The sequence below is a fragment of the Pseudomonas sp. 18173 genome (assembly GCF_050432945.1).
Lineage (GTDB): Bacteria > Pseudomonadota > Gammaproteobacteria > Pseudomonadales > Pseudomonadaceae > Aquipseudomonas.
This window is the reverse complement of record NZ_JBKFTN010000021.1, coordinates 88,850-108,745: the sequence shown is the minus strand read 5'-3', so window position 1 is coordinate 108,745 and position 19,896 is coordinate 88,850. Positions and strand designations below refer to the sequence as shown.

Genomic DNA, 19,896 nt, shown 5'->3' with positions numbered 1-19,896 from the left:
GTCACCTCAAGACCAGTCATGGCGAGGCGGCTTGATGCCGTTGAGCAACCAGTTGCCGATCACGTGGTACTTCCAGCGCACCGGGTCGTGCAGGGTATGCACCCGCGCGTTGCGCCAATGACGATCGAGGTTGTGCTTGCGCAGCGTCGAGCGGGTGCCGCCCAGCTCGAACAGCTTGTTGCTGGCCTCGATGGCGATTTCGGTGGTCAACACCTTCGCCCTGGCCACCGCCAGCGATGCCAGCGCGACTGACTGCTCATCGGGCGCCACCCTGGCCTGGTCGAGCACCAGGCCCGCACGTTCCAGCAACGCTTCTGCGGCTTCCAGACGGATATCCAGTGCGCCGACCTGAATGATGGTCAACGGATCTTCACTGGCCTTTTGCACCCCGGCATCGATCCATGGCCGCGCCTGCTCACGCACAAAGCCGATGGTGTCGTGCAGTGCCGCACGGGCAATGCCGGCATCAATGGCCGCCGTGGTGATTTGCGCAAAGGGCCCGGCCAGGGTCGGACGCTCGTAGGAGCGGTAAGTCGGGAACAGGTTGAAGGCCGGCACCCACAGCCCCTCGACCAGCACGGTGCCGCTGGAGGTGGTGCGCTGACCGATGCTGTCCCAGTCGTCCACCACCTTCAAACCCTCGGCATGGCGCGGTACGAAGGCCAGTTGTGCACGGTCTTCGCTGTCCAGGGCCAATACTCCCAACCAATGGGCATAGAGCGACCCGGTGCAGTAACCCTTGCGCCCATCGATGCGATAACCCTCGCCCTCCGCAACCAGGCGGGTGCGGATGTCCTGCACGTTCTTGCCGCCGGTTTCCGACAGCGCGTTGGCGAAACGATTACCCGCCAGGGCCAGGTCGAAGAAGAACCGCTTCTGATCGTGGCTGCCCTGCAAGCGGATGTCTTCCAGCAGGCAGTAATGGTTCTGCGGTATCTGGCCAAGGGATGGGTCGGCCGCCGAGACGATCGCGATGACCCGCGCCAGGGTCGCGCAAGACACCTCGGCGCCACCGTATTCGCGTGGCACCGTAATGCCCCACAGTCCACTGTTGGAAAAAGCATCGACCACCTCGGCCGGCACCTGACGCGTCAGATCGCGCTCGCAGGCGCCGTCCTGCAACAGCGCAGCGATTTCATGGGCAACGCGAATGGCTTCGGCATCATCACCGATGACGTGGGCCGAGGGTGGATTGATCGGGTATGCGGCTGAAACTGACATGGATTCCTCACTCTATCGGTGGCTCCGCCAACGGCCGCACAGTCCTGCAAATGACTGTCGGCACGGAGCCTTACCTGGATTGAGCACGATCCATGCCATGACATTTAATCGTTAAATATCAATATCTTATAAAATTCATGGAAACCCTTAATAGCCAGAGGGACACTTGCTGTTGAAGTACTGTTGAGAATTCAACAGTGACCAGGCCACTCCTGGTCACACCCAATCCACCAATAGCCGGTACTCGATAGTCCTTCCCGGAGTTCAAGGCTGGTGATCGGACTGGTGGGCCTGTCTGCCGACGGCGCCGAATTCCACCGGGGTCTTTATGTAGAACAAGGAGATATCTTCGGCCTCAAGTCGCTCAAACAGGCGAACGAACTCTTCTTCGGTAATGGCCAGGCGGATTTCGGCAGGCTGGTCGGCCAGCTCGAAAAAATGCGCGGAATGCAGTTTCCCCGAATGCCCGAAGCCTTCGATACCCGTTGCCAGGGTGGCACCGCGCAAACCCATCTCCTTGGCCAGATCGATGAGCCAGTCACCCAGCATTTTTCCGCGATGCCGACGGTTCTGCTGGGTAAAGAAAATCACCAAAAAACCTTTCATGACTCATCACCTCTCTCTAACGTGTGCCAACCGATAGAAAAGAAACAAGCCCTGCAACGGTCATCGCCCCTCCAGCATGCCTAGGACTTCTTCACAGCGCACATGAGCTGTTCGATTTCCTGTGCGACCAGGCGTTGTATGCGCCACATGTTTCGGTCACGAATGCCATGGTCGTTCAGCATGGTCACGGTCCGGTACAGATATTGGGCTGCCGACCCCCAGTGCCCGGCTGCGCGAGCCAGCACATGGGCGACCTTTTCCATCGGCAACTTGCCTGCATAGGCCATTCCGTCCCGTGCGGCGACAAAGGCCAACGCACGCAATATCCCGGTCTCGGTTTTAACCGTAATCCAGCGCGGAACATTGGTCGGCGGGTTTGCGTCGATTTCCCGGAACATCAACAGTCCCAGTTGTTTGCAGTGATCCTGCGCCGGAAGCCGGTAGGCCAAGCCGTTGCAGCTGCCACCGCGGTCGAGGGCCAGCATCAGGGCTGGCAACTCGCGAGTGCCGCGCCAGCGAGTCAGTTTCAGGCAGAACGACCGATGCCATCCATAGGCCGTAGCACTACGGCTCTCGACAAATTCGAACTCCGGATTCCATATCAGTGAGCCATAGGCGAAGACCCAGAGATCTTCCGGTTCGTACTCACCCAAAAGCCTCTGCACCATCGCATCAAACTCGGCCTTGGTGTGTTCGGTCGTGCCCGGTTCGGGCCCGGGATCGGGCTCAAACCGCTCGACACACGCGACGAGTTCCGCTGTCAGGTCTGGCCCTTGCAATCGCGTGGTGTTTTTCATCGTTCATAACCGGCACTCAGGGCTGATCAACCGGAAAGTCTAGCACCACATGCCGAATCAGCAGGCATGCTCTGTGTGTCCGTACTGGCACGGTTGCAGTCCTTCCCGCAGCCAGCCAACGGCCGAAAGAGGACGCTCGCTTGAACACTTTTTCAGGAAATCTGCCTTCCAGCCGAACGTTGCATCTGAATGTGCTGGCTGACAAGCACATGAGCGATTGGCAAAAAGCAACAGGCACCTGAAGTGCCCATTCCGGTCCAGAGCCTGGAAGAAATAGCGGGTTTCTTGCGACGGGTCGCTGCCATCGCCGACTGGCCGCCATGGGCGGGTAGCAATCACGTTCAGTGACTGATCCAACTGAGCGGATCGATCCCCTGCAACGTCCACAACGGTGCGTACTCAAACAAATGCGCAATCAGTGCCTACACTGGCACGGGAGCAGCCGCCATCAAGGTTGCACTCGACACCCGCCAACAGGAAGAGCACATGCCGCGAATCTATCTCACGCATTTGTCAGTCATGCTGGTTGCCATACAGGTCGGTATCGCCCGGGCCGAAGACTCCGCAGAACTGGCCAAGGCTGCGCTCAACCCTGTGGCCGCCATGTACAGCCTGCCCGTGCAGTACAACTGGGATCAGAAGATGGGGCCCACCGGCGAAGGCATGCACAGTGTGACCAATATCCAGCCGGTGTTGCCGTTCACGTTGAACGAAGACTGGAACCTCATTTCACGCACCATCCTGCCAGTCATCGACCAACACGGCCTGGCACCCAACGGCGCGGCCGACAAATCGGGTGTGGGGGATATCACGCAAAGCTTTTTCTTTTCCCCGCGCAGACCCACCGACAGTGGCTGGATCCTTGGTGCTGGCCCTGCCTTGTTGATTCCAACCGGCAGTGACGAGTTATTGAGCAACGAACAATGGGGCCTCGGCCCGACCGCGGTGGCACTCAAACAATCAAATGGCTGGACCCGCGGCATTCTCGCCAACCATATCTGGGGCCTGGACGGCAGCCCGCCGGATGACAAGGAAAAGGTCAACCAGACATTCCTGCAGCCCTTCCTCTCCTACACCACCCAAACGCTTACCACTTATGGCATCAACACCGAATCGACCTATGACTGGCAGTCCCGTGAATGGTCGGTGCCTATCAACCTGACGGTCACCCAGCTGTTGAAAATCGGCGGACAACCCTTGACGATCCAGGCGGGTCCCAGATACTGGATCGACAGCCCCGAGGATGGGGCGCAAGGCTGGGGGTTTCGCGCAGCGGTGACGTTATTGTTTCCTCGTTGACAGACCGTAAATGCAACGCCGGATCTCCCCGCGTTCTGCCAATCATAAAAATCCTTCCGGGATAGTGGCTGTGGATTCAACCGGGCGGTGCCTGATTCAACGGTTCGGTTCGCCAACATCTACATGAAAACCCTGCTGCTACCCCGATGAATCAGGAGAAGAGCATGCGCACACTTACCGTTGCCGCGTTCGTCAGTCTGGATGGCGTCATGCAGGCGCCCGGCGGCCCTGAAGAGGATCGCGCTGGCGGTTTCAGGTTCGGTGGCTGGATCGTGCCCTACGCCGACAAGACCACCGGCCAGGCCGTACAGGACCTGTTCTCACAGCCATTCGAATTGCTGCTGGGGCGGCGCACCTACGACATCTTCGCTTCCTACTGGCCGTACATTCAGCCCGACTCAAGCAACCGAGCCCTTGCCGACCTGTTCAACGGCGTGCCCAAGCACGTGGCCACCCATCACGCCGATTCGCTGGACTGGCAGAACAGTCATGCGCTGCGGGGCAACCTGGTCGACGCGATCAACGCGTTCAAGCGTCAGGACGGTCCCCGGTTGTTGACACAAGGCAGCGGCGATCTGGTGCGCCAACTGCTTGCCGCCGGCCTGGTGGACGAATTGCGACTGATGATTCACCCCATCCTGCTGGGGCGCGGCAAACGCCTGTTCGACGACAACGCCCAAGCGGCGGCCTTCACCTTGCTGGATTCGACAAGCTCACCCGGGGGTGTGCTGATCGCCCGTTACACCCGCAGCGGCGAGGTGCGAACAGGTACGTTCGAGGGCGTCAGGCAGCAATAGCCAGCCCCCTGTCGCCCGAGGCCTGCCTCACGCCACCTGCATCAACCTGGCATAAGCCTGCAAATGGTGGTCGTCATCGCCGAACTGACGCGCCACCATCAGCAAATGCTTGGCATGGTGCGAAAGCATGTACTCCCAGGTCAGGCCTATACCGCCGTGCAACTGGATGCCCTGGTCCGCGACAAAACGGCTGGCGCGACTGACGATAAACTTGGCCGCGGCCAACACGCGGCGGCGTTCGTCACTGTCCACCTGATCGGCCACGCAAGCGGCGAGCAGCGTCATTGAAGTGGCCTGGTCCAGTTCGATGCGCATATCCACCATGCGGTGCTGCAGCGCCTGGAACTTGCCGATGGGCTGGCCGAACTGCTGGCGGGTTTTCAGGTAGTCGAGGGTCAACGCGCACGCCGCCTCCATGCTGCCGACGGCTTCGGCGCATTGCGCGGCGATGCACCGGCCTTGCTGATAACGCAGCGCCGGCAAGGCCTGCCCTAATTCGCCGAGCAGCGCGGCGCTTTTGACGAACACGTCCTCAAGGTACAGCTCGCAGGCCATGCGCCCATCCAGGGTGTCGAAGGTGCGCCGGCTGACGCCCTCGTCTTGCGGATCGACCAGGAACAGGCTGATGCCCTGCTCGTCTCGAACCCCGTGGCTGGTACGCGCCGAAACCAGCATCAGCCCGGCGCTCTGGCCGCCGATGATCACCGACTTGCGACCATTGAGCTTCCAGCCGCCAGTGACCGCCTCGGCGCTCGTCTGGACGTCGTGCAACTGGTAGTGACTCTGTGGTTCCTCAAGGGCGACGGCCAGTTGCAGGCTCGCGCTGCCGACTTGCGGCAGCAGTGTGTCTTTCTGGGAGGCGCTGCCCAACTGTTCGACCAGGCCTCCGGCGAAAATCACGGAGTGCAGGTATGGCTCCAGGCACAAGCCCCGGCCCAGTTCGGTCATGACCAGCATGTTCTCCACACCGCTGCCGCCGTAACCGCCATAAGCCTCGGGAAAAGGCACGGCGCAAAGTCCGAGTTCGCCCAGCTGTTGCATGAACGGGCCACTGAAACCCTGTTTGCTCTGGCGGTATTGTTCGCGATGCTCAAAGCCATACACGTCACGCACCAGGCGCGCGGTGGTTTCCTGCAGCATCAGCTGCTCGTCTGTCAGTTTGAAATCCATGATCGTGGCGCCTTACAGTTCGAGGATCATTTTCGCGATGATGTTCTTCTGGATTTCGTTGGCGCCGCCATAAATCGAGGCCTTGCGCGCATCCAGGTACTGGCAGGTGGCAGCGCTGCTGTAGTCGGTGTACAGCAACGGTTCGCTGCCATAACCCAATTCATCTTCAATGAACGGCAACGCGTACGGCCCCACGGCCTTACTGGTCAGGTAGGTAATGGCCTGGCGAATCTCGGTGCCCCTGATCTTCAGGAACGAGCTTTCGGCACCGGGTGCATCGCCATTCTGCGTGGCCGCCAGGGTGCGCAGGGTGCTCATCTCGGCCGCCATCAACTGCATCTCGACTTCGGCGATCTGCGCGCGAAACAGCGGTTCATCGATCAGCGGCCGACCGTCGCGGACTTCCTGGCTGGCAATGTGCTTGAGCCGGGTGAGCAACGCCTTGTTCTGCGCGATCCCGCCGATGCTCGTGCGTTCGTGGGTCAGCAGGTACTTGGCACAGGTCCAGCCCTCGTTTTCCTGCCCCACCAGATTCGCCACCGGCACCCGCACATTGTCGAAGAACACTTCGTTGACTTCATGTTCGCCGTCGAGGGTGATGATGGGCCGCACGGTGATGCCCGGCGTTTTCATGTCGATCAACAGAAACGATATGCCCCGCTGTTGCCGGGCCTGCGGGTCGGTGCGCACCAGGCAAAACATCCAGTCGGCGAAGTGCGCCAGCGTGGTCCAGGTTTTCTGGCCGTTGACCACATAGTGATCGCCCTCGCGCACGGCACGGGTTTTCAGTGACGACAGATCAGAGCCGGCACCCGGTTCCGAGTAGCCCTGGCACCACCAGTCTTCACAGGAAAGAATCCGTGGCAAAAAGTGCGCTTTCTGCTCGGCGGTGCCGAACTTGATGATCACCGGAGCGACCATTTTCAGGCCGAACGACACCACTTTCGGTGCGCCAGCGGCAAAACATTCTTCGTCGAAAATATGCTTGTGCACGGCGTTCCAGCCGGTGCCGCCAAACTCGACCGGCCAGCCCGGAGCCAACCAGCCTTGCTGGTTGAGAATCTGCATCCATAACACCTGTTGCGCTTTGCTCAGGCGTTTGCCGAGGGAAATCCGTTCGGACAATTCGCCCGGCAGATGCTCGCGCAGGAAGGCCCGAACCTCCTGGCGAAAGGCCTGTTCCTGCACCGTGAATTCAATGTCCATCCATCCACTCCAAAAGCACTTGGGCAAACCCCGCCCCCTGTAGGAGCGAGCTTGCTCGCGATGAGGACGGGCCAGTCGATAGCATCGTTGCCTGACNAAGGCCTGTTCCTGCACCGTGAATTCAATGTCCATCCATCCACTCCAAAAGCACTTGGGCAAACCCCGCCCCCTGTAGGAGCGAGCTTGCTCGCGATGAGGACGGGCCAGTCGATAGCATCGTTGCCTGACACACCGCTATCGCGAGCAAGCTCGCTCCTACAGGGGGGGAGTACGCTGTTTATTCGAAAACGATCACCGAGCGCGCCAGCTCACCGCGACGCAACTCATCGAACGCCTCGTTGATCTGGTCCAGACGGATGCGTTGGGAAATCATCTCGTCGAGCTTGAGCTTGCCCGCCATGTAGAAATCCACCAGGCGCGGCATATCGACGGGGAAGCGGTTGGAGCCCATCAGCGAGCCCTGGATGCGGCGTTCATGCAGCAACTGCATCGGGTCGAGCTCGATTTTCAGGCCAGGTTTGAGCATTCCGATCACCGTGGCGGTACCGCCACGCGCAAGCATGGCGAAGGCCTGTTCGGCGGTCTGCTTGAGGCCGATGCATTCGAAAGCATGGTGTACACCGCCGCGGGTCAGCTCCAGCACTTGTTTGGCCGCATCGCCGTCGCGGCCGTTGATCAGGTCGGTGGCACCGAACTGCCTGGCCAGTTCCAGCTTCGACTCGAGCATGTCGATGGCAATGATGCGCCCTGCCCCGGCCAGCGCCGCGCCGTTGATCGCGGCCAGACCGATACCGCCGCAACCGATCACCGCCACGGTCTCGCCCGGCCGCACCTTGGCGGTGTTGAACACCGCGCCGGTACCGGTGGTGACCGCGCAACCCAGCAGTGCGGCGCGGTCCAGCGGCATGTCGCGGCGGATCGCCACGCAGGCGTTTTCGTGCACCAGCATCTGCTCGGCGAACCCGGACAGGTTGACGAATTGCGGCATCGGTTTGTGCACGTAGGTCAGGCGCGGCTCTTCTTCCTTGCCGCGCTTGGTTTCCGGCGACACGCAGCGCGCCAGATGCCCGGTGACACAGTGTTCGCAATGACCGCAGAACACGGTCAGGCAGGTGACCACATGATCGCCGGGCTTGACCGAGCGAACTTCGGAGCCGACCTGCTCGACCACACCGGCCGCTTCATGGCCCAGGACCATCGGACCGGGATACGGAAACGAACCGTCGATGACGTGCAGGTCCGAGTGGCACACGCCCACGGCCTTGGTGCGGATCAACACTTCACGCGGGCCCGGTTTGCTGATGCCCACTTCTTCGATGACCAGCGGGGCTCCAACCTGATGGAATACGGCAGCTTTCATGGCAATTCTCTCGACAATGACCTGGGGTTCAGGCCTGGTTGGGCGCTGTGCGCAAAACGGCTTTGGCATGGCTGAAGGTGCGGAAACCATCGATACCGTGGTAGGCACCCATGCCGCTTTGGCCGACGCCGCCGAACGGCAAGCCTTCGGTGCTGGCGTGGCTCATCACGCCGTTGAGGGTCACGCCCCCGGAACAGGTACGGCTGAGCACCAGGGCTTCTTCGGCGGTATCGGTGCCGAAGTAATACAGCGCCAGCGGACGCGGCCGGGCGTTGATCCAGGCGATGACTTCGCTGAGGTTTTCGTAGGGCTTGACCGGCAGCAGCGGGCCGAAGATTTCGTCCTGCATCACCTGCAAGTCATCGCCGGGATTGCGCAGCAGCGTCGGTACGATCTTGTTCAGCGTCGATTGGCTGAAGTCCTCGGCGGCGGCGTTCAGTTCGATCAATTCGACACCGGCGGCGCGGGCCTCGCTCAGGTAACCCTGCAAGCGTTCGAAATGGCGGGCGTTGATGATCGAGGTGTAGTCGGGGTTGTCCCTGAGCGTCGGGAAGAACTTCGCCACCACGGCTTGCGCCACACCGATGAAGGCATCCATCGACTCCTGCGGGACAAACACATAGTCCGGCGCCACGCACAACTGACCGGCGTTGAGCAGCTTGCCGATGACGATCTTGGCCACCGCGTCATTGAAGTTCGCCGAGCGCGAGATGATCGTCGGCGACTTGCCGCCCAGTTCCAGGGTCACCGGCACCAGGTTTTCCGCCGCCGCGCGCAATACGTGCTTGCCGATGCTGGTGGCGCCGGTGAACAGCAGGTGGTCGAATGGCTGGCCGCAAAACGCCTGGCCGACGTCGGCGCCACCGAGGATCACCGCCACTTCATCTTCGGCGTATACCGAGCGGATCAGCCGCGCTATCAATGCCGAGGTGTGCGGGGTGAATTCCGATGGCTTGATCATCACCCGGTTGCCCGCCGCCAAAGCGCCGGCAAGCCCGCTGAACACCATGTAGCCGGGCACGTTCCAGGCCGTGACAATGCCCACCACACCCAGCGGCTGGTATTGCACCCAGGCTTCACCGGCACGGGCCTGGCGTTGTTCCGGGCGCATCCACTCGGCCAGTTCGGCCTTGGTCTGCTTGAGCGTCGCCAATGGCGACAGCACTTCACTGCCCTTGGAGAAACCCGGGCTGCGATGGCCGAAATCGGCGGTCAGGGCGTCGATGATTGCCTGTTCATGATCGACCAGCAAACCGATGGCCCGGTCGAGCAATTCGCAGCGTTCTTCAAAGGTGTAAGGTTCCCGGGCCTGGAAGACCGCTCGCTGTTTTTCCAGGATCGTGCGGATGTCACAGCTCGTCGAGCTCTCGATGGCGCTCATCACTACCTCTCTTGTCATTGTCGGGACGCGGCCACGGTGGGGCTGCAATGCACAGGGTCTGGCTGCATGGTTGATCATCGCCGGTGCGGTGCCGCCACCCGGATCAGGTGGGTGGCGATCAGGCGAGAATGCCCATGGCCTTGGCGCTATTGATCGCCTGGGTGCGACGGCATGCGCCGAGCTTGACGTTGATGTTCTTGGCGTGGGTTTTCACGGTGTTTTCCGAGATGAACAAGCGGCTGCCCACTTCGCGAACCGACATCCCCTCGGCCAGCAACTTGAGCACCGACAACTCCCGGGGTGTCAGGTCATCCTGGTAATCCGGCACGCCGCTCAAGCGCGCCGGCGAGACCTTGTCGTCGATGGCCGGTTGCTCGCGGGCGGCGATCCTGGCGTTCTGCCGGGCGATCGGCCCTTGGTAGCACGCCGGATGGATCTTGCCCCAATGCATGCGCCGCTCGGCTTCGTACAAGTGCCAGCGGGCCTTTTCCGGGTCAAGGCTGCGCGAAGCGATTTCCGCTAACAGCAGATAGCCGTTGAGCACAAAGGGAGCGCAACAGTCCCGGACCTGCAACAGCCCGGCCTGTACCACCACCTCGGCTTCACTGGCGTACCCCTGTTGCAACAGCAACTCACCTTGCGCAAACAGCAGTCGCCCGAGCAACGGGTGCGGCTGTGCTGCGCTCACGGTCAGTCGATTGAGTTCGCTGCGCACCAGCGATTGCGCCAGCCCCGTTTGCCCCTCCAGCGTCAGCAGGCGCACCCGGTCGACATTGACCAGCGCTTCCGACTCATGGCTGCCCTGGCGCCGGGCCAGTTCCAGCGAGTGATCCAGCAGCGACCGGGCCTCGATCAGGTCACCGGCCTCCATGGCAATGCGCGCCAGGATGCAATGGCACAACAGCACCGACAGCCAATCCTCGGCCATCAGCTGGTCAAGGGCCGCACGACAATGCAGGCGCGCCAAATCCGCATGGCCGAGCAAGGCCTGCAAGGTGCCGTACAACGCCTGCCAGTTCGCCAGCAGGCGCTGGTTTCGCCGCGCATCGGGCAACGGCAGAAAATGCCCGAGCCGCGCCAGGCATTCGCCGGCTTCGTCCAGCCGTCCACTGAACAACAGCGCCTTGGCACACAGGTAGATCAGGCGCGGGCTGCTGTGCAGCAGCTGTGGTTCGATACGCTCGCGCCAGTCCATCAGCTTGTTCAGATGCCGCTCGCCGAGGATCCAGCTCAGCCACAAGCGCTCCATGTAGTTGGCCGCCACCTCGGGCTGGTCGGCGGATAACGCCTGCTCGACCGCATCGTCGACATGCCCCAGCACGCTGAGCAACTGACAGGCGCGCAAACGCATGCGGTTCAGCGCCATGCCGGTCAGCTGCGGCTGCAGCGCCCGGGACACGGCAGGAAGCAGCTGGAACCAGCCGGGTTGTTGGTCGAGCGGGAACACGAACGCCTGGCAGTGCAGCAGGCTGTTGAATACCCGAGCGCCCTGCCGGCCTTCCCATAACTGTTCGCACAAGTCGGCGCTGACCCGGGACAAATGCGCAAGCCCGCACAGGACCTCGCACTGCTCTTCGCTTAGCCGCGACAGCAGTTCACGCTCAAGGTAATGACCGAGCAAGGGTGCAGAGCGTGTCGGTTGCGCAGAAAGCGACAGGCAAATACCGGCGCACCAGCCGCCTGTCTCATGCCAGAGTTTTTCTCTGGCCAGGGCATTGGTGTGCGGTGCCAGCGCATCGATCAGCGACTCGAACTCATCGGGGCGCAGGGCCAGCTGCCGGGTGTCCAGCTCCAGCAACTGCCCCGTCAGCATCAGGCGTGGCAGGTTCCAGTCCGGGCGCTGGCGGCAGGTGACCAGCAGTTGCAGATGAGGGTTGTGCAGAGACAGGAGCTGGTCGAACCAGAGGTTCAGGTCTGTGGGCATTTGTGCCGGGAGGTCGTCGAGGACCAGGCGAAGTTTTAGATTTTCATCACTAGGGATGGTCTCTTCGCGAGCAGGCTCGCTCCCACAAGAGAACGCACTCCCCTGTGGGAGCGAGCCTGCTCGCGAAGGCGGTATGACAGTCACAGCAGATCCTGAATCGAGAAACGCCAGTACCGCCTCCGGCGCAGTATCAGCCGCCAACCCCACAGCCCCCGCCAGTCTCGCAACGAACTGCTCCAGCGTCTGCGGCGGCCCACCCATTGACATCCACACCACTCGCCCCGGCAGCGCAACGCCTGGCAAATACTGCTGCAACAATGACGTCTTTCCATACCCGGCAGGCGCGCAAAGCAGTTGCAAGCGGCATTGCTTGCCCTCAAGTGCATCGCACAGATGCGGCCGTGGCACCAACATGGCGGACCTCGCTGATGGAAAGTGGACTCCATCATTGAGCCGCACGCCCGACTGCGCGCCACCCACATCAGGTGGGTATTGGCCGCACAACGCACAACGCCCTGCGGACAGGGCGTTGCTCGAGGCGCGGTGAACGGTCAGCGAATGCCGGCGTTACGCAGGGCGGACGGGGTGAAGTCGGTCATTTTCGCGGTCATGCCATAGGTGGTTGCATGCCTGGACTGGTTGGTCATCGCCAACACGTTGTAGCGACCGGCGATCAGGTCATAGATGCCGAGCATGGCGAAGTTCGGCGCGCCGCGTTCGTAATCGTTGAGCGCATAACCTTCGGCGACACGCCACAACTGGCCACGGCCGTCGTAATGATCGACTTCGGCCAGTTGCCAGGTGTCTTCGTCGAAGTACAGGTCACGCTTGGCATAGACGTGGCGCTGACCCGGCTTCAACGTGGCCTGTACGTGCCACACACGGTGCAGCTCATAGCGCGTCAGGTCCTGGTTGATGTGCCCTGGCTTGATGATGTCGTCATACTTGACCTTCGGCGACTGCAGCCTGTAGTTGTTGTACGGGATGTACAGTTCCTGCTTGCCGACCAGCTTCCAGTCATAACGATCCGGTGCACCGTTCATCATGTCGGTGTTGTCGGCGGTGCGCATGCCGTCGGAGCCGTTGCCCGGGCCGTCGTAAGCCACTTGTGGCGCACGGCGCACGCGGCGCTGGCCGGCGTTGTAGACCCACGCCAGGCGCGGTTCCTTGACCTGGTCGATGGTCTCGTGGATCAGGATCACGCTGCCAGCCATGCGCGATGGCGCGGTGATTTCCTGTTTGTAGTAGTACAGGACGTTGTCGGCCTGCCCGGCGTCGACGCCTTCCATCAGTTGCGGGAAGGCCAGTTTGTCCTCGTATTCGACAATGGAGTAGGAACCGTTGGTTTGCGGAGCCGCCTGGGCCGCTTCGCGCTCCATGTTGCCGCCGCGAAAACGGTTGGTATGGTTCCAGTAGACCTCGACGCCATTCTTGGGAATCGGGAACGGGTAGTAGCGGGTCTGGGTGAAATTCAGCAGGCCGTTGCCATCGGGCGTCAGCTCGGTGGTCACTGCGCTCTTCCTGGCGATGTCATAGATGTTCTGCGGTGCGGCCGCGGTGCGCTGGGTCTTGAACACCGGGATCTTGTAGCTGTCCGGATAACGCTTGAACATCGCCAGCTGGCCCGGGGTCAGCTTGTCCTTGTACTGCTCGACGTTGGCCGCGGTGATCACGAACTGCGGTTTTTCACCGGCGAACGGGTCGCCGAGAAAACCATTGTCGAGTGCCGCCGCGCCGGGTTTGAGACCACCGCTCCAGGCCGGAATGCTGCCGTTGGCATTGCCCTCTTTCTGTGCCCCCAACGGCGTCAGCGTGGTGCCCAGTTGCGCGGCCTCCTGTGGGGAAACAGCGGCCATCACAGCACTGGCCAGCAACGACAGACTCAGTGCGCCAGCGCGCAGAATTAAACGTGCGTTCATGTTCAGTTTCCTCTGGCAGGGTTGCATCAGAAATTCACGCCGAAGCTCAGCGCAACGTAGTCGCGGTCGACGTTGGTGTTGAAATCGCCACCGAAGTAGTTGGTGTAATTCAGGCTGGCGGTGTAGGTGTTCTGGTAATCGGCATCGACACCGAGGCTGACGGCCTTGGAGCCTTCATCGAAGTTCGGGCCGAAACCCTGGACGTCGTGGGACCAGGCAATGCTCGGCGACAGGTTGATGCCGGCGATCACGTTCGGGTAATCGAGCTTGCCGCGCAGGCGATAACCCCAGCTGCTGCTGGTGTAGAAGCCATCGTTGTTGCATTCCTGCGCCGGGTTGCTGGCGTTGGGCAGGCCTGCCGCGGTACCACGGCAGGCGGCTGCGCCCGCGGCACCCGGCAGTTCACCGGAACCGAATGCCGGGCTGCGGCCGAAGCGCAGGTCCGTGCCGTCCGCCTTGCCCAGGCCGTTGATCTTGTTGTAACCCACCTCACCCACCAGGGTCAGGCGATTGGCGCCGAACACCTGATCGAAGAACTGCGTGGCGGTCACCTGCGCCTGGGTCACCGGCATGCGCTTGTAGCCATTGACCTCGGCACCCAGGTTGCGGCCGGCGAAACCGGTGGTGATCAGCGGCGAGGTCGCACCGAAGGTGGCGGCGGAGAGCAAGTCAGCCGTGTTCAGTTGCAAGGGCATGTTCGGCCGGTAGCTGAGCTCACCACCCAGCGAGACACCCGCGACGTTGGTCTGGAAACTCAAACCGTACAGGCGGATATCTTCCGGATAGTCGATGAAGTAGCGGGCACTGCGCCCCGATGCCACGCCGCCAGCCGTGCTGGTCATTTGGTTGACGCTCAGGAACGGGTTGCGGCTGTGATAGTTCATCGCGTAGGCGCCGAACTCGGTGTCATTGGCTTCCGGCACGTACCAGCGCAGTGCCAGGCCGTACTGGCCGCTGTTGCGCGCATCGTTGTCTTTCAGGCGCGGAATGAAGGCGTCATCAGTCCCGGCGGCAATGGCCGCCAGGCTACCGGTGTTCTTCGCCACGCCCGGCGGCAGGTCCAGGCCGGCGAACACCAGGCGGTCGTCACAGCCTTGCGCCACGCCGTCACTGCCAAAGAAGGTGCCGCAGTTGTCCACCACCGACTTGTCCCATTGCAGCTGATAAAAGCCTTCGGCGGTGATGTTGTCGGCCAGGCCCTGGGACACATACAGCAGGTTGACCGGAATCAGGCCTTCCTTGACTTCCGCACCGGGGCGACGCAAGGCGGCGACGTCGATCGGGTTGATGCTGTTGATCGAGTTGCCGATGAAGGTACTCTCGCCCCAGCTCACCACTTGCTTGCCCAGGCGCACGTTGCCGACCTGATCGCCAATCGTGTAGTTGTGGTAGACGAAGCTGTCGAGGAACATCGCCCCGGAAGACTTGGCCGCGCGGTCGCGCCCCGAGTCATCGATGTCGTAGAACGGACGGTGTTCGTCCATCAGCTCGAAGTCGTACCAGTATTTGCCGCGCACGAAGGCGCCGCTGTCGCCGTACTTGAGTTCCAGGTCATGCACGCCCTTGAAGATCTTCGAGAAGGTTTCACCCTTCTTGAAGTTCAGGCGGTTGTCGTCGGTGGTCCGGGATGCAGACTCGCCGCCGGTGACGCCCTGGGAGTTGAAGTTGGAGATGAACTGCTTGTCTGGATCCGCCGTCGACCAGCTCGCGCCAATCGACAGCGACGAATCGAAATTGCCCTGAATTTCCCCGATGTTGAAATCAACAGCGTGAGCCTGGTTGCTCGCACAAGAGGCAACCATCACAGCTACGGCCAGCAGACTCGGCTGGAAGACTCCGCGCATTGTTTTTGTTGTCATGCGGTTTCTCCGGTTAAGGATTAAGTGTTGGAGAGCCCATGCTAGTGGGGCTCCGGCGCGTTCCTCACACCCGAACGGGTGATTTGGAACGCTGTTGGTCGCAAGGTTTCGCGCGGTGTAACGACCCGCTGTACGCAGGGCGTTACGCTCGGTGACATTCACCCGGTAAAGCTCGGCACGCGCTTGTCGATAAAGGCCGCCACGGCTTCGCGGTGGTCGGCGGTCTGGTGCGACAACACCTGGAATGTCGCGGACATTTCCAGCAGCGTGTCGAGCCGGGTGTGCAAGGCTTCGCGCAACAAGCGCTTGGCCAGGCGCACCGCGTGGGGTGGGTTGGCGGCAATGGCGTTGGCCATTTCCCTTGCCGTATCCAGCAATTGTTCAGCGGGTACGACCCGGGACACCAGGTTCCATTGCTCCGCCTGGCGGGCGTCGATCATTTGCCCGGTCAGCGTCAGCTCGGTGGCACGGGACAGGCCGATGATACGTGGCAACAGCCAGGCGCCGCCGTCCCCCGGAATGATCCCCAGCTTGACGAAGCTCTCGGCAAACTTCGCCTGCTCGGACGCCACGCGGATGTCGCACATGCACGCCAGGTCCAGCCCCGCGCCGATGGCCGCGCCATTGACCGCGGCAATCACCGGTACTTCCAGGTTGAACAGCGCCAGGGGCAGGCGCTGGATGCCGGTGCGATATTCCTGGCGCAATTGCATGCCCGACATCTGCGCGTAGCGGTCCATGTCGCGCACGTTGCCACCTGAGCAAAACGCCGTGCCGGCGCCCGTGATGATCACGGCGCGAACGCTGCTGTCGCGCTCGATACGCTCGATGGCTTCGAGGAACTCGGGCACGGCACTGTTGCCGGTCAGCGGGTTGCGTCGCTCGGGGTCATTCATCGTCAGGGTGACGACATGGCCGTCCTGTTCGTATTTCAAAAACGGGCTCATGGGAGATCCTCAGGCCGATGGAGATGGGGTGACGTGACGCACGAACTCGCTGGCCGTGACGTTCGGCTGCGCCAGCAACGCCTGGCCGACAATCGCGTTCCAGCAGGTTTCCGAACCTTCGCTGATGCGCCACTCGTGCAAGCGTCGAGTGAACAGTTGCAAGTCCAGCTCTTCGGTCACGCCGATGGCGCCGAACAGCGCATGGGCCGTCGCGGTCACCTGCGACACGGCCATGCTGGTACGGGCCTTGGCGATGGCGGTGGCCATCCGGTCCGGCACCTGGCGCCCGGCGCAAAACGCCAGTTCCGCGGCGATGCGCGATGCGGCAACCTGCTCCGCCATTACGCTGAGCTGGTGTTGCACCGCCTGGAACTTGCCGATGGCCTTGCCGAACTGGACACGGTCGTTGCAGTACTCCAGCGTCATGCCGATCACGGTTTCCATGGCCCCGGCGATGGCGGCGGCGTGGATCGTGGCATGAAACAACCGAACCTCTTCACCGTTGTGTCCAATGGCCGACCCCAAGGTCTCTGGCGGCCAATACAAGGTGGCGCACTGACTGGCGTGAACGCCGACGGGCTGACGAAGGGCCAGGCTGCAATCGAGTAACAGCAACTGACCTTCCAGGTTCACCAGGGCAAAGTCGGCCAGCAGGCCGAAGGCCATGCGCGGGACGCACAGCGTGCCGTCGATCTCGCTATAGGCCGTACCGCTGAGGGTGATCATTCCAGCGGGTGGCGCGATCGGGCATGCACGCATCAGTGCGCGGGCGGCGATGCTCTGCGCCGCCGGAACCGGCAAGGCGTGGCGACCGAATGCAACGAAAATCGGCAACAGGGCATCCAGGCCCAGCCCGGCGCCGTCGGCCGCTTCCGGCGTCAACAACTCCAGAAAACCGCTGTCTTCCAGGGCACTCCACAACGCTGGTGCGCCTTCGCCGTTTTCCACCGCCCGGACCAGGGCCGGCGTGCACAGGTCAGTCAGGATTTTTTCAATGGCTTCAGTGAACATGAACACTTTCCTATTCGATGCGCCTCAGCGCAGGCCAAGGCCGCGGGCGATCATGCCGCGCAGGATTTCCCGGGTGCCGCCGCGCAACGAGAATGTCGGCGCGACCTGATTGAGGTACGCCACGGTGCTGTACAGCGCCTCATCGACGGGCACATCCGGATCGGCACTGATCGCCGCGGCAATCGCCGCCGGGATCGCCTGCTCGAATTCGGTGCCGATGTCCTTGACCAGCGCGGCTTCCACCACCGGGCTTTCGCCCCGGGCGAGCAACGCCGTCAGTGCCAGCGAAAGGTTGCGCAGGCAGGTGAGCTGGCTGAGGAAACTGCCGAGCAACGCGGTCTCCTGGGCAGTGGCACCCTTGCGCCGCAACGTATCGGCCCACAGGTCGAGCAGCACGATGCTGGAGTAGAAACGCTCCGGCCCGCTGCGCTCGAACGCCAGTTCGGCGTTGACCTGCTTCCAGCCGCTGCCCTCCTCGCCCACCAGCGCGTCTGCGCCGAGCAAGACGTCGTCGAAGGCCACTTCGGAAAAATGCGCGTCGCCCGCCAGGTCGACAATGGGACGCACGCTGACGCCGGGCTGCCTGAGATCGATGATGAATTGCGACAGGCCGTTGTGACGGTCCTCGGGCGAACCGCTGGTGCGCACCAGGGCGATCATGTAGTCGGCGTGGTGGGCGTTGGTGGTCCAGATCTTGCGCCCGCTCAGGCGCCAGCCTTCAGGGCAACGGGTGGCACGGCTGCGCACGCTGGCCAGGTCTGAACCCGAGTTCGGCTCGCTCATGCCGATGCAGAAAAACGCCTGGCCTGCGCAGATGCGCGGCAGGAAAAAATCCTTCTGCGCATCACTGCCGAATTTCAGGATCAACGGCCCGCTCTGCCGGTCGGCGATCCAGTGCGCCGCCACCGGGGCACCGGCCGACAGCAGTTCCTCGACCAGCACGAAGCGACTGAACGCATCCAGTCCTGCGCCGCCGTAAGCGGCCGGCAAGGTCAGCCCGACCCAGCCGCGTTGCGCGAGTCGGCGGCTGAAGTCGGCGTCAAAACCGGTCCAGCTGCGCGCTCGCACAGCCGGCGAAGCGCTCGGCAGATGTTCGGCCAGAAAGGCTTTGACCTCGGCACGAAAGGCCTCGGCGTGTGGCGGTAGCGCAGTCAGTCGGAAGGCGTCGAGCAAGCCGCTCACTGGGCACCTCCGCTGACTTTGCCGTACAGCGTCACCACGCAGGCGCCGCCCAGTCCGAGGTTGTGGGCCATGGCCAGGCGCGCACCGTCGACCTGGCGCTGCTCGGCGTTACCGCGCAATTGTCGGGTCAGCTCGTAGCACTGCGCCAAACCGGTCGCGCCCAATGGATGGCCCTTGGAGAGCAGGCCACCGGACGGATTGACAACGATTTGCCCACCGTAGGTGTTGTCGCCATCCATCACGAACTTCTCGGCGCCACCCTCGGGACAGAAACCCAGGGATTCGTAGCAGATCACTTCGTTCTGGGCGAAGCAGTCATGCAGTTCGCAGACATCGATGTCCTGCGGGCCAACACCAGCCTTCTCGTAGACCTGGCCCACCGCAGCGTGGGTCATGTGGGTACCGACCCAGTCGAGCATCGACGGTTTTTCGAAATTGAAGGATTGCGGCGTATCGGTGGTCATCGCCTGGGCGACGATTTCCACGTCGCGGCGCAGGCCATGCTTTTTCGCAAAACGCTCGGACACCAGGATGGCCGCTGCACCGCCACAGGTCGGCGGGCAGGCCATCAGACGCGTCATCACACCGGGCAGAATGACCGGGTCGTTCATCACGTCTTCGACGCTGAGCACCTTGCGAAACAGCGCCAGCGGATTGTTGGCCGCATGGCGGCTGGCCTTGGCGCGCACGGCGGCAAAGGTTTCCATTTTCGTGCCGTATTTGTGCATGTACTCGCGCCCGGCACCGCCGAAGGTCCGGATGGCCTGGGGCATGCCGTCCATGTCGGCGGTCAGGCCACGCAGGATCGGCAAAAAGCGTTCACGGGTTGGCGGGCGGTCGTCCCAGTGGGATTTCAACGCACCGCCCTGCATCTGCTCGAAGCCCACCGCCAGCACGCAATCGGCCGAACCGGATTCGATGGCCTTGCGCGCCAGGTACAGCGCGGTGGAGCCGGTCGAGCAGTTGTTGTTGACGTTGACCACCGGGATCCCGGTCATGCCCACTTCGTACAGCACGGTCTGGCCGCTGGTGGAGTCGCCATAGACGTAACCGGCATACGCCTCCTGCACCAGACGGTAATCAATGCCCGCATCGGCCAGGGCCAGACGCACGGCCTCGGACCCCATCTGCACATAGGTCGGGCTGTCGCTGGGCTTGCGGAACGGGATCATGCCGACGCCGGCAACCAGTACTTTTTCGCTCATGGTGTCACCTGA

16 protein-coding genes are annotated in these 19,896 nt (G+C 62.2%); 2 read left to right on the top strand and 14 right to left on the bottom strand.

Going from position 1 to position 19,896, the window contains the following annotated elements:
• Positions 1 to 6: 6 nt before the first annotated feature.
• The 3 genes from ACLD1X_RS22215 to ACLD1X_RS22205 all read right to left on the bottom strand — a co-directional run bounded on the left by ACLD1X_RS22215 (position 7) and on the right by ACLD1X_RS22205 (position 2,624).
• Positions 7 to 1,221, bottom strand: a complete 1,215-nt coding sequence (locus ACLD1X_RS22215) for an SfnB family sulfur acquisition oxidoreductase (protein WP_429371329.1) — start codon at positions 1,219 to 1,221, stop codon at positions 7 to 9.
• A gap of 264 nt (positions 1,222 to 1,485) precedes the next feature.
• The gene (locus ACLD1X_RS22210) at positions 1,486 to 1,827 is read right to left on the bottom strand and encodes a DUF190 domain-containing protein (RefSeq protein ID WP_429371327.1); all 342 of its coding nucleotides are present in this window, start codon (positions 1,825 to 1,827) and stop codon (positions 1,486 to 1,488) included.
• 80 nt (positions 1,828 to 1,907) lie between these two features.
• Positions 1,908 to 2,624: a gamma-glutamylcyclotransferase gene (locus ACLD1X_RS22205; RefSeq protein WP_429371325.1), complete on the bottom strand. Its 717-nt coding sequence runs from the start codon at positions 2,622 to 2,624 to the stop codon at positions 1,908 to 1,910.
• A 486-nt stretch (positions 2,625 to 3,110) separates the two neighbouring features.
• On the opposite strand from ACLD1X_RS22205, the gene ACLD1X_RS22200 reads away from it, so the two are divergent.
• Together ACLD1X_RS22200 and ACLD1X_RS22195 are read left to right on the top strand one after the other, a co-directional pair.
• Positions 3,111 to 3,923: a transporter gene (locus ACLD1X_RS22200; protein WP_429371323.1), complete on the top strand. Its 813-nt coding sequence runs from the start codon at positions 3,111 to 3,113 to the stop codon at positions 3,921 to 3,923.
• A 164-nt stretch (positions 3,924 to 4,087) separates the two neighbouring features.
• The gene (locus tag ACLD1X_RS22195; protein WP_429371321.1) at positions 4,088 to 4,720 is read left to right on the top strand and encodes a dihydrofolate reductase family protein; all 633 of its coding nucleotides are present in this window, start codon (positions 4,088 to 4,090) and stop codon (positions 4,718 to 4,720) included.
• 27 nt (positions 4,721 to 4,747) lie between these two features.
• Here ACLD1X_RS22195 and ACLD1X_RS22190 read toward each other — a convergent pair whose 3' ends face one another.
• The 11 genes from ACLD1X_RS22190 to ACLD1X_RS22140 form a co-directional block, all read right to left on the bottom strand.
• The gene (locus tag ACLD1X_RS22190) at positions 4,748 to 5,890 is read right to left on the bottom strand and encodes an acyl-CoA dehydrogenase family protein (protein ID WP_429371319.1); all 1,143 of its coding nucleotides are present in this window, start codon (positions 5,888 to 5,890) and stop codon (positions 4,748 to 4,750) included.
• Between the two features lie 12 nt (positions 5,891 to 5,902).
• Positions 5,903 to 7,096, bottom strand: coding sequence for an acyl-CoA dehydrogenase family protein (locus ACLD1X_RS22185; protein WP_429371317.1), 1,194 nt, complete (start codon positions 7,094 to 7,096; stop codon positions 5,903 to 5,905).
• Between the two features lie 277 nt (positions 7,097 to 7,373).
• Entirely contained in the window at positions 7,374 to 8,456 is a 1,083-nt protein-coding gene (locus tag ACLD1X_RS22180) for a Zn-dependent alcohol dehydrogenase (protein ID WP_429371315.1), read from the bottom strand.
• 28 nt (positions 8,457 to 8,484) lie between these two features.
• A complete protein-coding gene (locus tag ACLD1X_RS22175) occupies positions 8,485 to 9,837 on the bottom strand; it encodes a coniferyl aldehyde dehydrogenase (RefSeq protein WP_429371313.1) in 1,353 nt (450 codons plus the stop codon).
• Positions 9,838 to 9,955: 118 nt separating this feature from the next.
• Positions 9,956 to 11,761: a LuxR C-terminal-related transcriptional regulator gene (locus tag ACLD1X_RS22170; RefSeq protein WP_429371311.1), complete on the bottom strand. Its 1,806-nt coding sequence runs from the start codon at positions 11,759 to 11,761 to the stop codon at positions 9,956 to 9,958.
• Positions 11,762 to 12,312: 551 nt separating this feature from the next.
• Positions 12,313 to 13,680 carry a DUF1329 domain-containing protein gene (locus ACLD1X_RS22165; RefSeq protein ID WP_429371309.1) on the bottom strand — a complete coding sequence of 456 codons (1,368 nt, stop codon included), beginning with the start codon at positions 13,678 to 13,680 and terminating at the stop codon, positions 12,313 to 12,315.
• A 26-nt stretch (positions 13,681 to 13,706) separates the two neighbouring features.
• A complete protein-coding gene (locus ACLD1X_RS22160; protein WP_429371307.1) occupies positions 13,707 to 15,539 on the bottom strand; it encodes a DUF1302 domain-containing protein in 1,833 nt (610 codons plus the stop codon).
• 158 nt (positions 15,540 to 15,697) lie between these two features.
• Positions 15,698 to 16,486, bottom strand: a complete 789-nt coding sequence (locus ACLD1X_RS22155) for a crotonase/enoyl-CoA hydratase family protein (protein ID WP_429371305.1) — start codon at positions 16,484 to 16,486, stop codon at positions 15,698 to 15,700.
• 9 nt (positions 16,487 to 16,495) lie between these two features.
• Positions 16,496 to 17,497, bottom strand: a complete 1,002-nt coding sequence (locus tag ACLD1X_RS22150) for an acyl-CoA dehydrogenase family protein (RefSeq protein WP_429371303.1) — start codon at positions 17,495 to 17,497, stop codon at positions 16,496 to 16,498.
• A 24-nt stretch (positions 17,498 to 17,521) separates the two neighbouring features.
• Positions 17,522 to 18,679, bottom strand: coding sequence for an acyl-CoA dehydrogenase family protein (locus ACLD1X_RS22145; protein ID WP_429371300.1), 1,158 nt, complete (start codon positions 18,677 to 18,679; stop codon positions 17,522 to 17,524).
• On the bottom strand, positions 18,676 to 19,884 hold the full coding sequence (locus ACLD1X_RS22140; protein WP_429371298.1) for a lipid-transfer protein: 1,209 nt from the start codon (positions 19,882 to 19,884) through the stop codon (positions 18,676 to 18,678). Before ACLD1X_RS22140 ends, ACLD1X_RS22145 begins: the two co-directional genes overlap by 4 nt.
• Positions 19,885 to 19,896: the final 12 nt, after the last annotated feature.

What these genes read in the sequence shown, in the direction of transcription:
- ACLD1X_RS22215 (WP_429371329.1), bottom strand. Translation starts at nt 1,221, where the DNA reads ATGTCAGTTTCAGCCGCATACCCGATCAATCCACCCTCGGCCCACGTC.
- ACLD1X_RS22210 (WP_429371327.1), bottom strand. Translation starts at nt 1,827, where the DNA reads ATGAAAGGTTTTTTGGTGATTTTCTTTACCCAGCAGAACCGTCGGCAT.
- ACLD1X_RS22205 (WP_429371325.1), bottom strand. Translation starts at nt 2,624, where the DNA reads ATGAAAAACACCACGCGATTGCAAGGGCCAGACCTGACAGCGGAACTC.
- ACLD1X_RS22200 (WP_429371323.1), top strand. Translation starts at nt 3,111, where the DNA reads ATGCCGCGAATCTATCTCACGCATTTGTCAGTCATGCTGGTTGCCATA.
- ACLD1X_RS22195 (WP_429371321.1), top strand. Translation starts at nt 4,088, where the DNA reads ATGCGCACACTTACCGTTGCCGCGTTCGTCAGTCTGGATGGCGTCATG.
- ACLD1X_RS22190 (WP_429371319.1), bottom strand. Translation starts at nt 5,890, where the DNA reads ATGGATTTCAAACTGACAGACGAGCAGCTGATGCTGCAGGAAACCACC.
- ACLD1X_RS22185 (WP_429371317.1), bottom strand. Translation starts at nt 7,096, where the DNA reads ATGGACATTGAATTCACGGTGCAGGAACAGGCCTTTCGCCAGGAGGTT.
- ACLD1X_RS22180 (WP_429371315.1), bottom strand. Translation starts at nt 8,456, where the DNA reads ATGAAAGCTGCCGTATTCCATCAGGTTGGAGCCCCGCTGGTCATCGAA.
- ACLD1X_RS22175 (WP_429371313.1), bottom strand. Translation starts at nt 9,837, where the DNA reads ATGAGCGCCATCGAGAGCTCGACGAGCTGTGACATCCGCACGATCCTG.
- ACLD1X_RS22170 (WP_429371311.1), bottom strand. Translation starts at nt 11,761, where the DNA reads ATGCCCACAGACCTGAACCTCTGGTTCGACCAGCTCCTGTCTCTGCAC.
- ACLD1X_RS22165 (WP_429371309.1), bottom strand. Translation starts at nt 13,680, where the DNA reads ATGAACGCACGTTTAATTCTGCGCGCTGGCGCACTGAGTCTGTCGTTG.
- ACLD1X_RS22160 (WP_429371307.1), bottom strand. Translation starts at nt 15,539, where the DNA reads ATGACAACAAAAACAATGCGCGGAGTCTTCCAGCCGAGTCTGCTGGCC.
- ACLD1X_RS22155 (WP_429371305.1), bottom strand. Translation starts at nt 16,486, where the DNA reads ATGAGCCCGTTTTTGAAATACGAACAGGACGGCCATGTCGTCACCCTG.
- ACLD1X_RS22150 (WP_429371303.1), bottom strand. Translation starts at nt 17,497, where the DNA reads ATGTTCACTGAAGCCATTGAAAAAATCCTGACTGACCTGTGCACGCCG.
- ACLD1X_RS22140 (WP_429371298.1), bottom strand. Translation starts at nt 19,884, where the DNA reads ATGAGCGAAAAAGTACTGGTTGCCGGCGTCGGCATGATCCCGTTCCGC.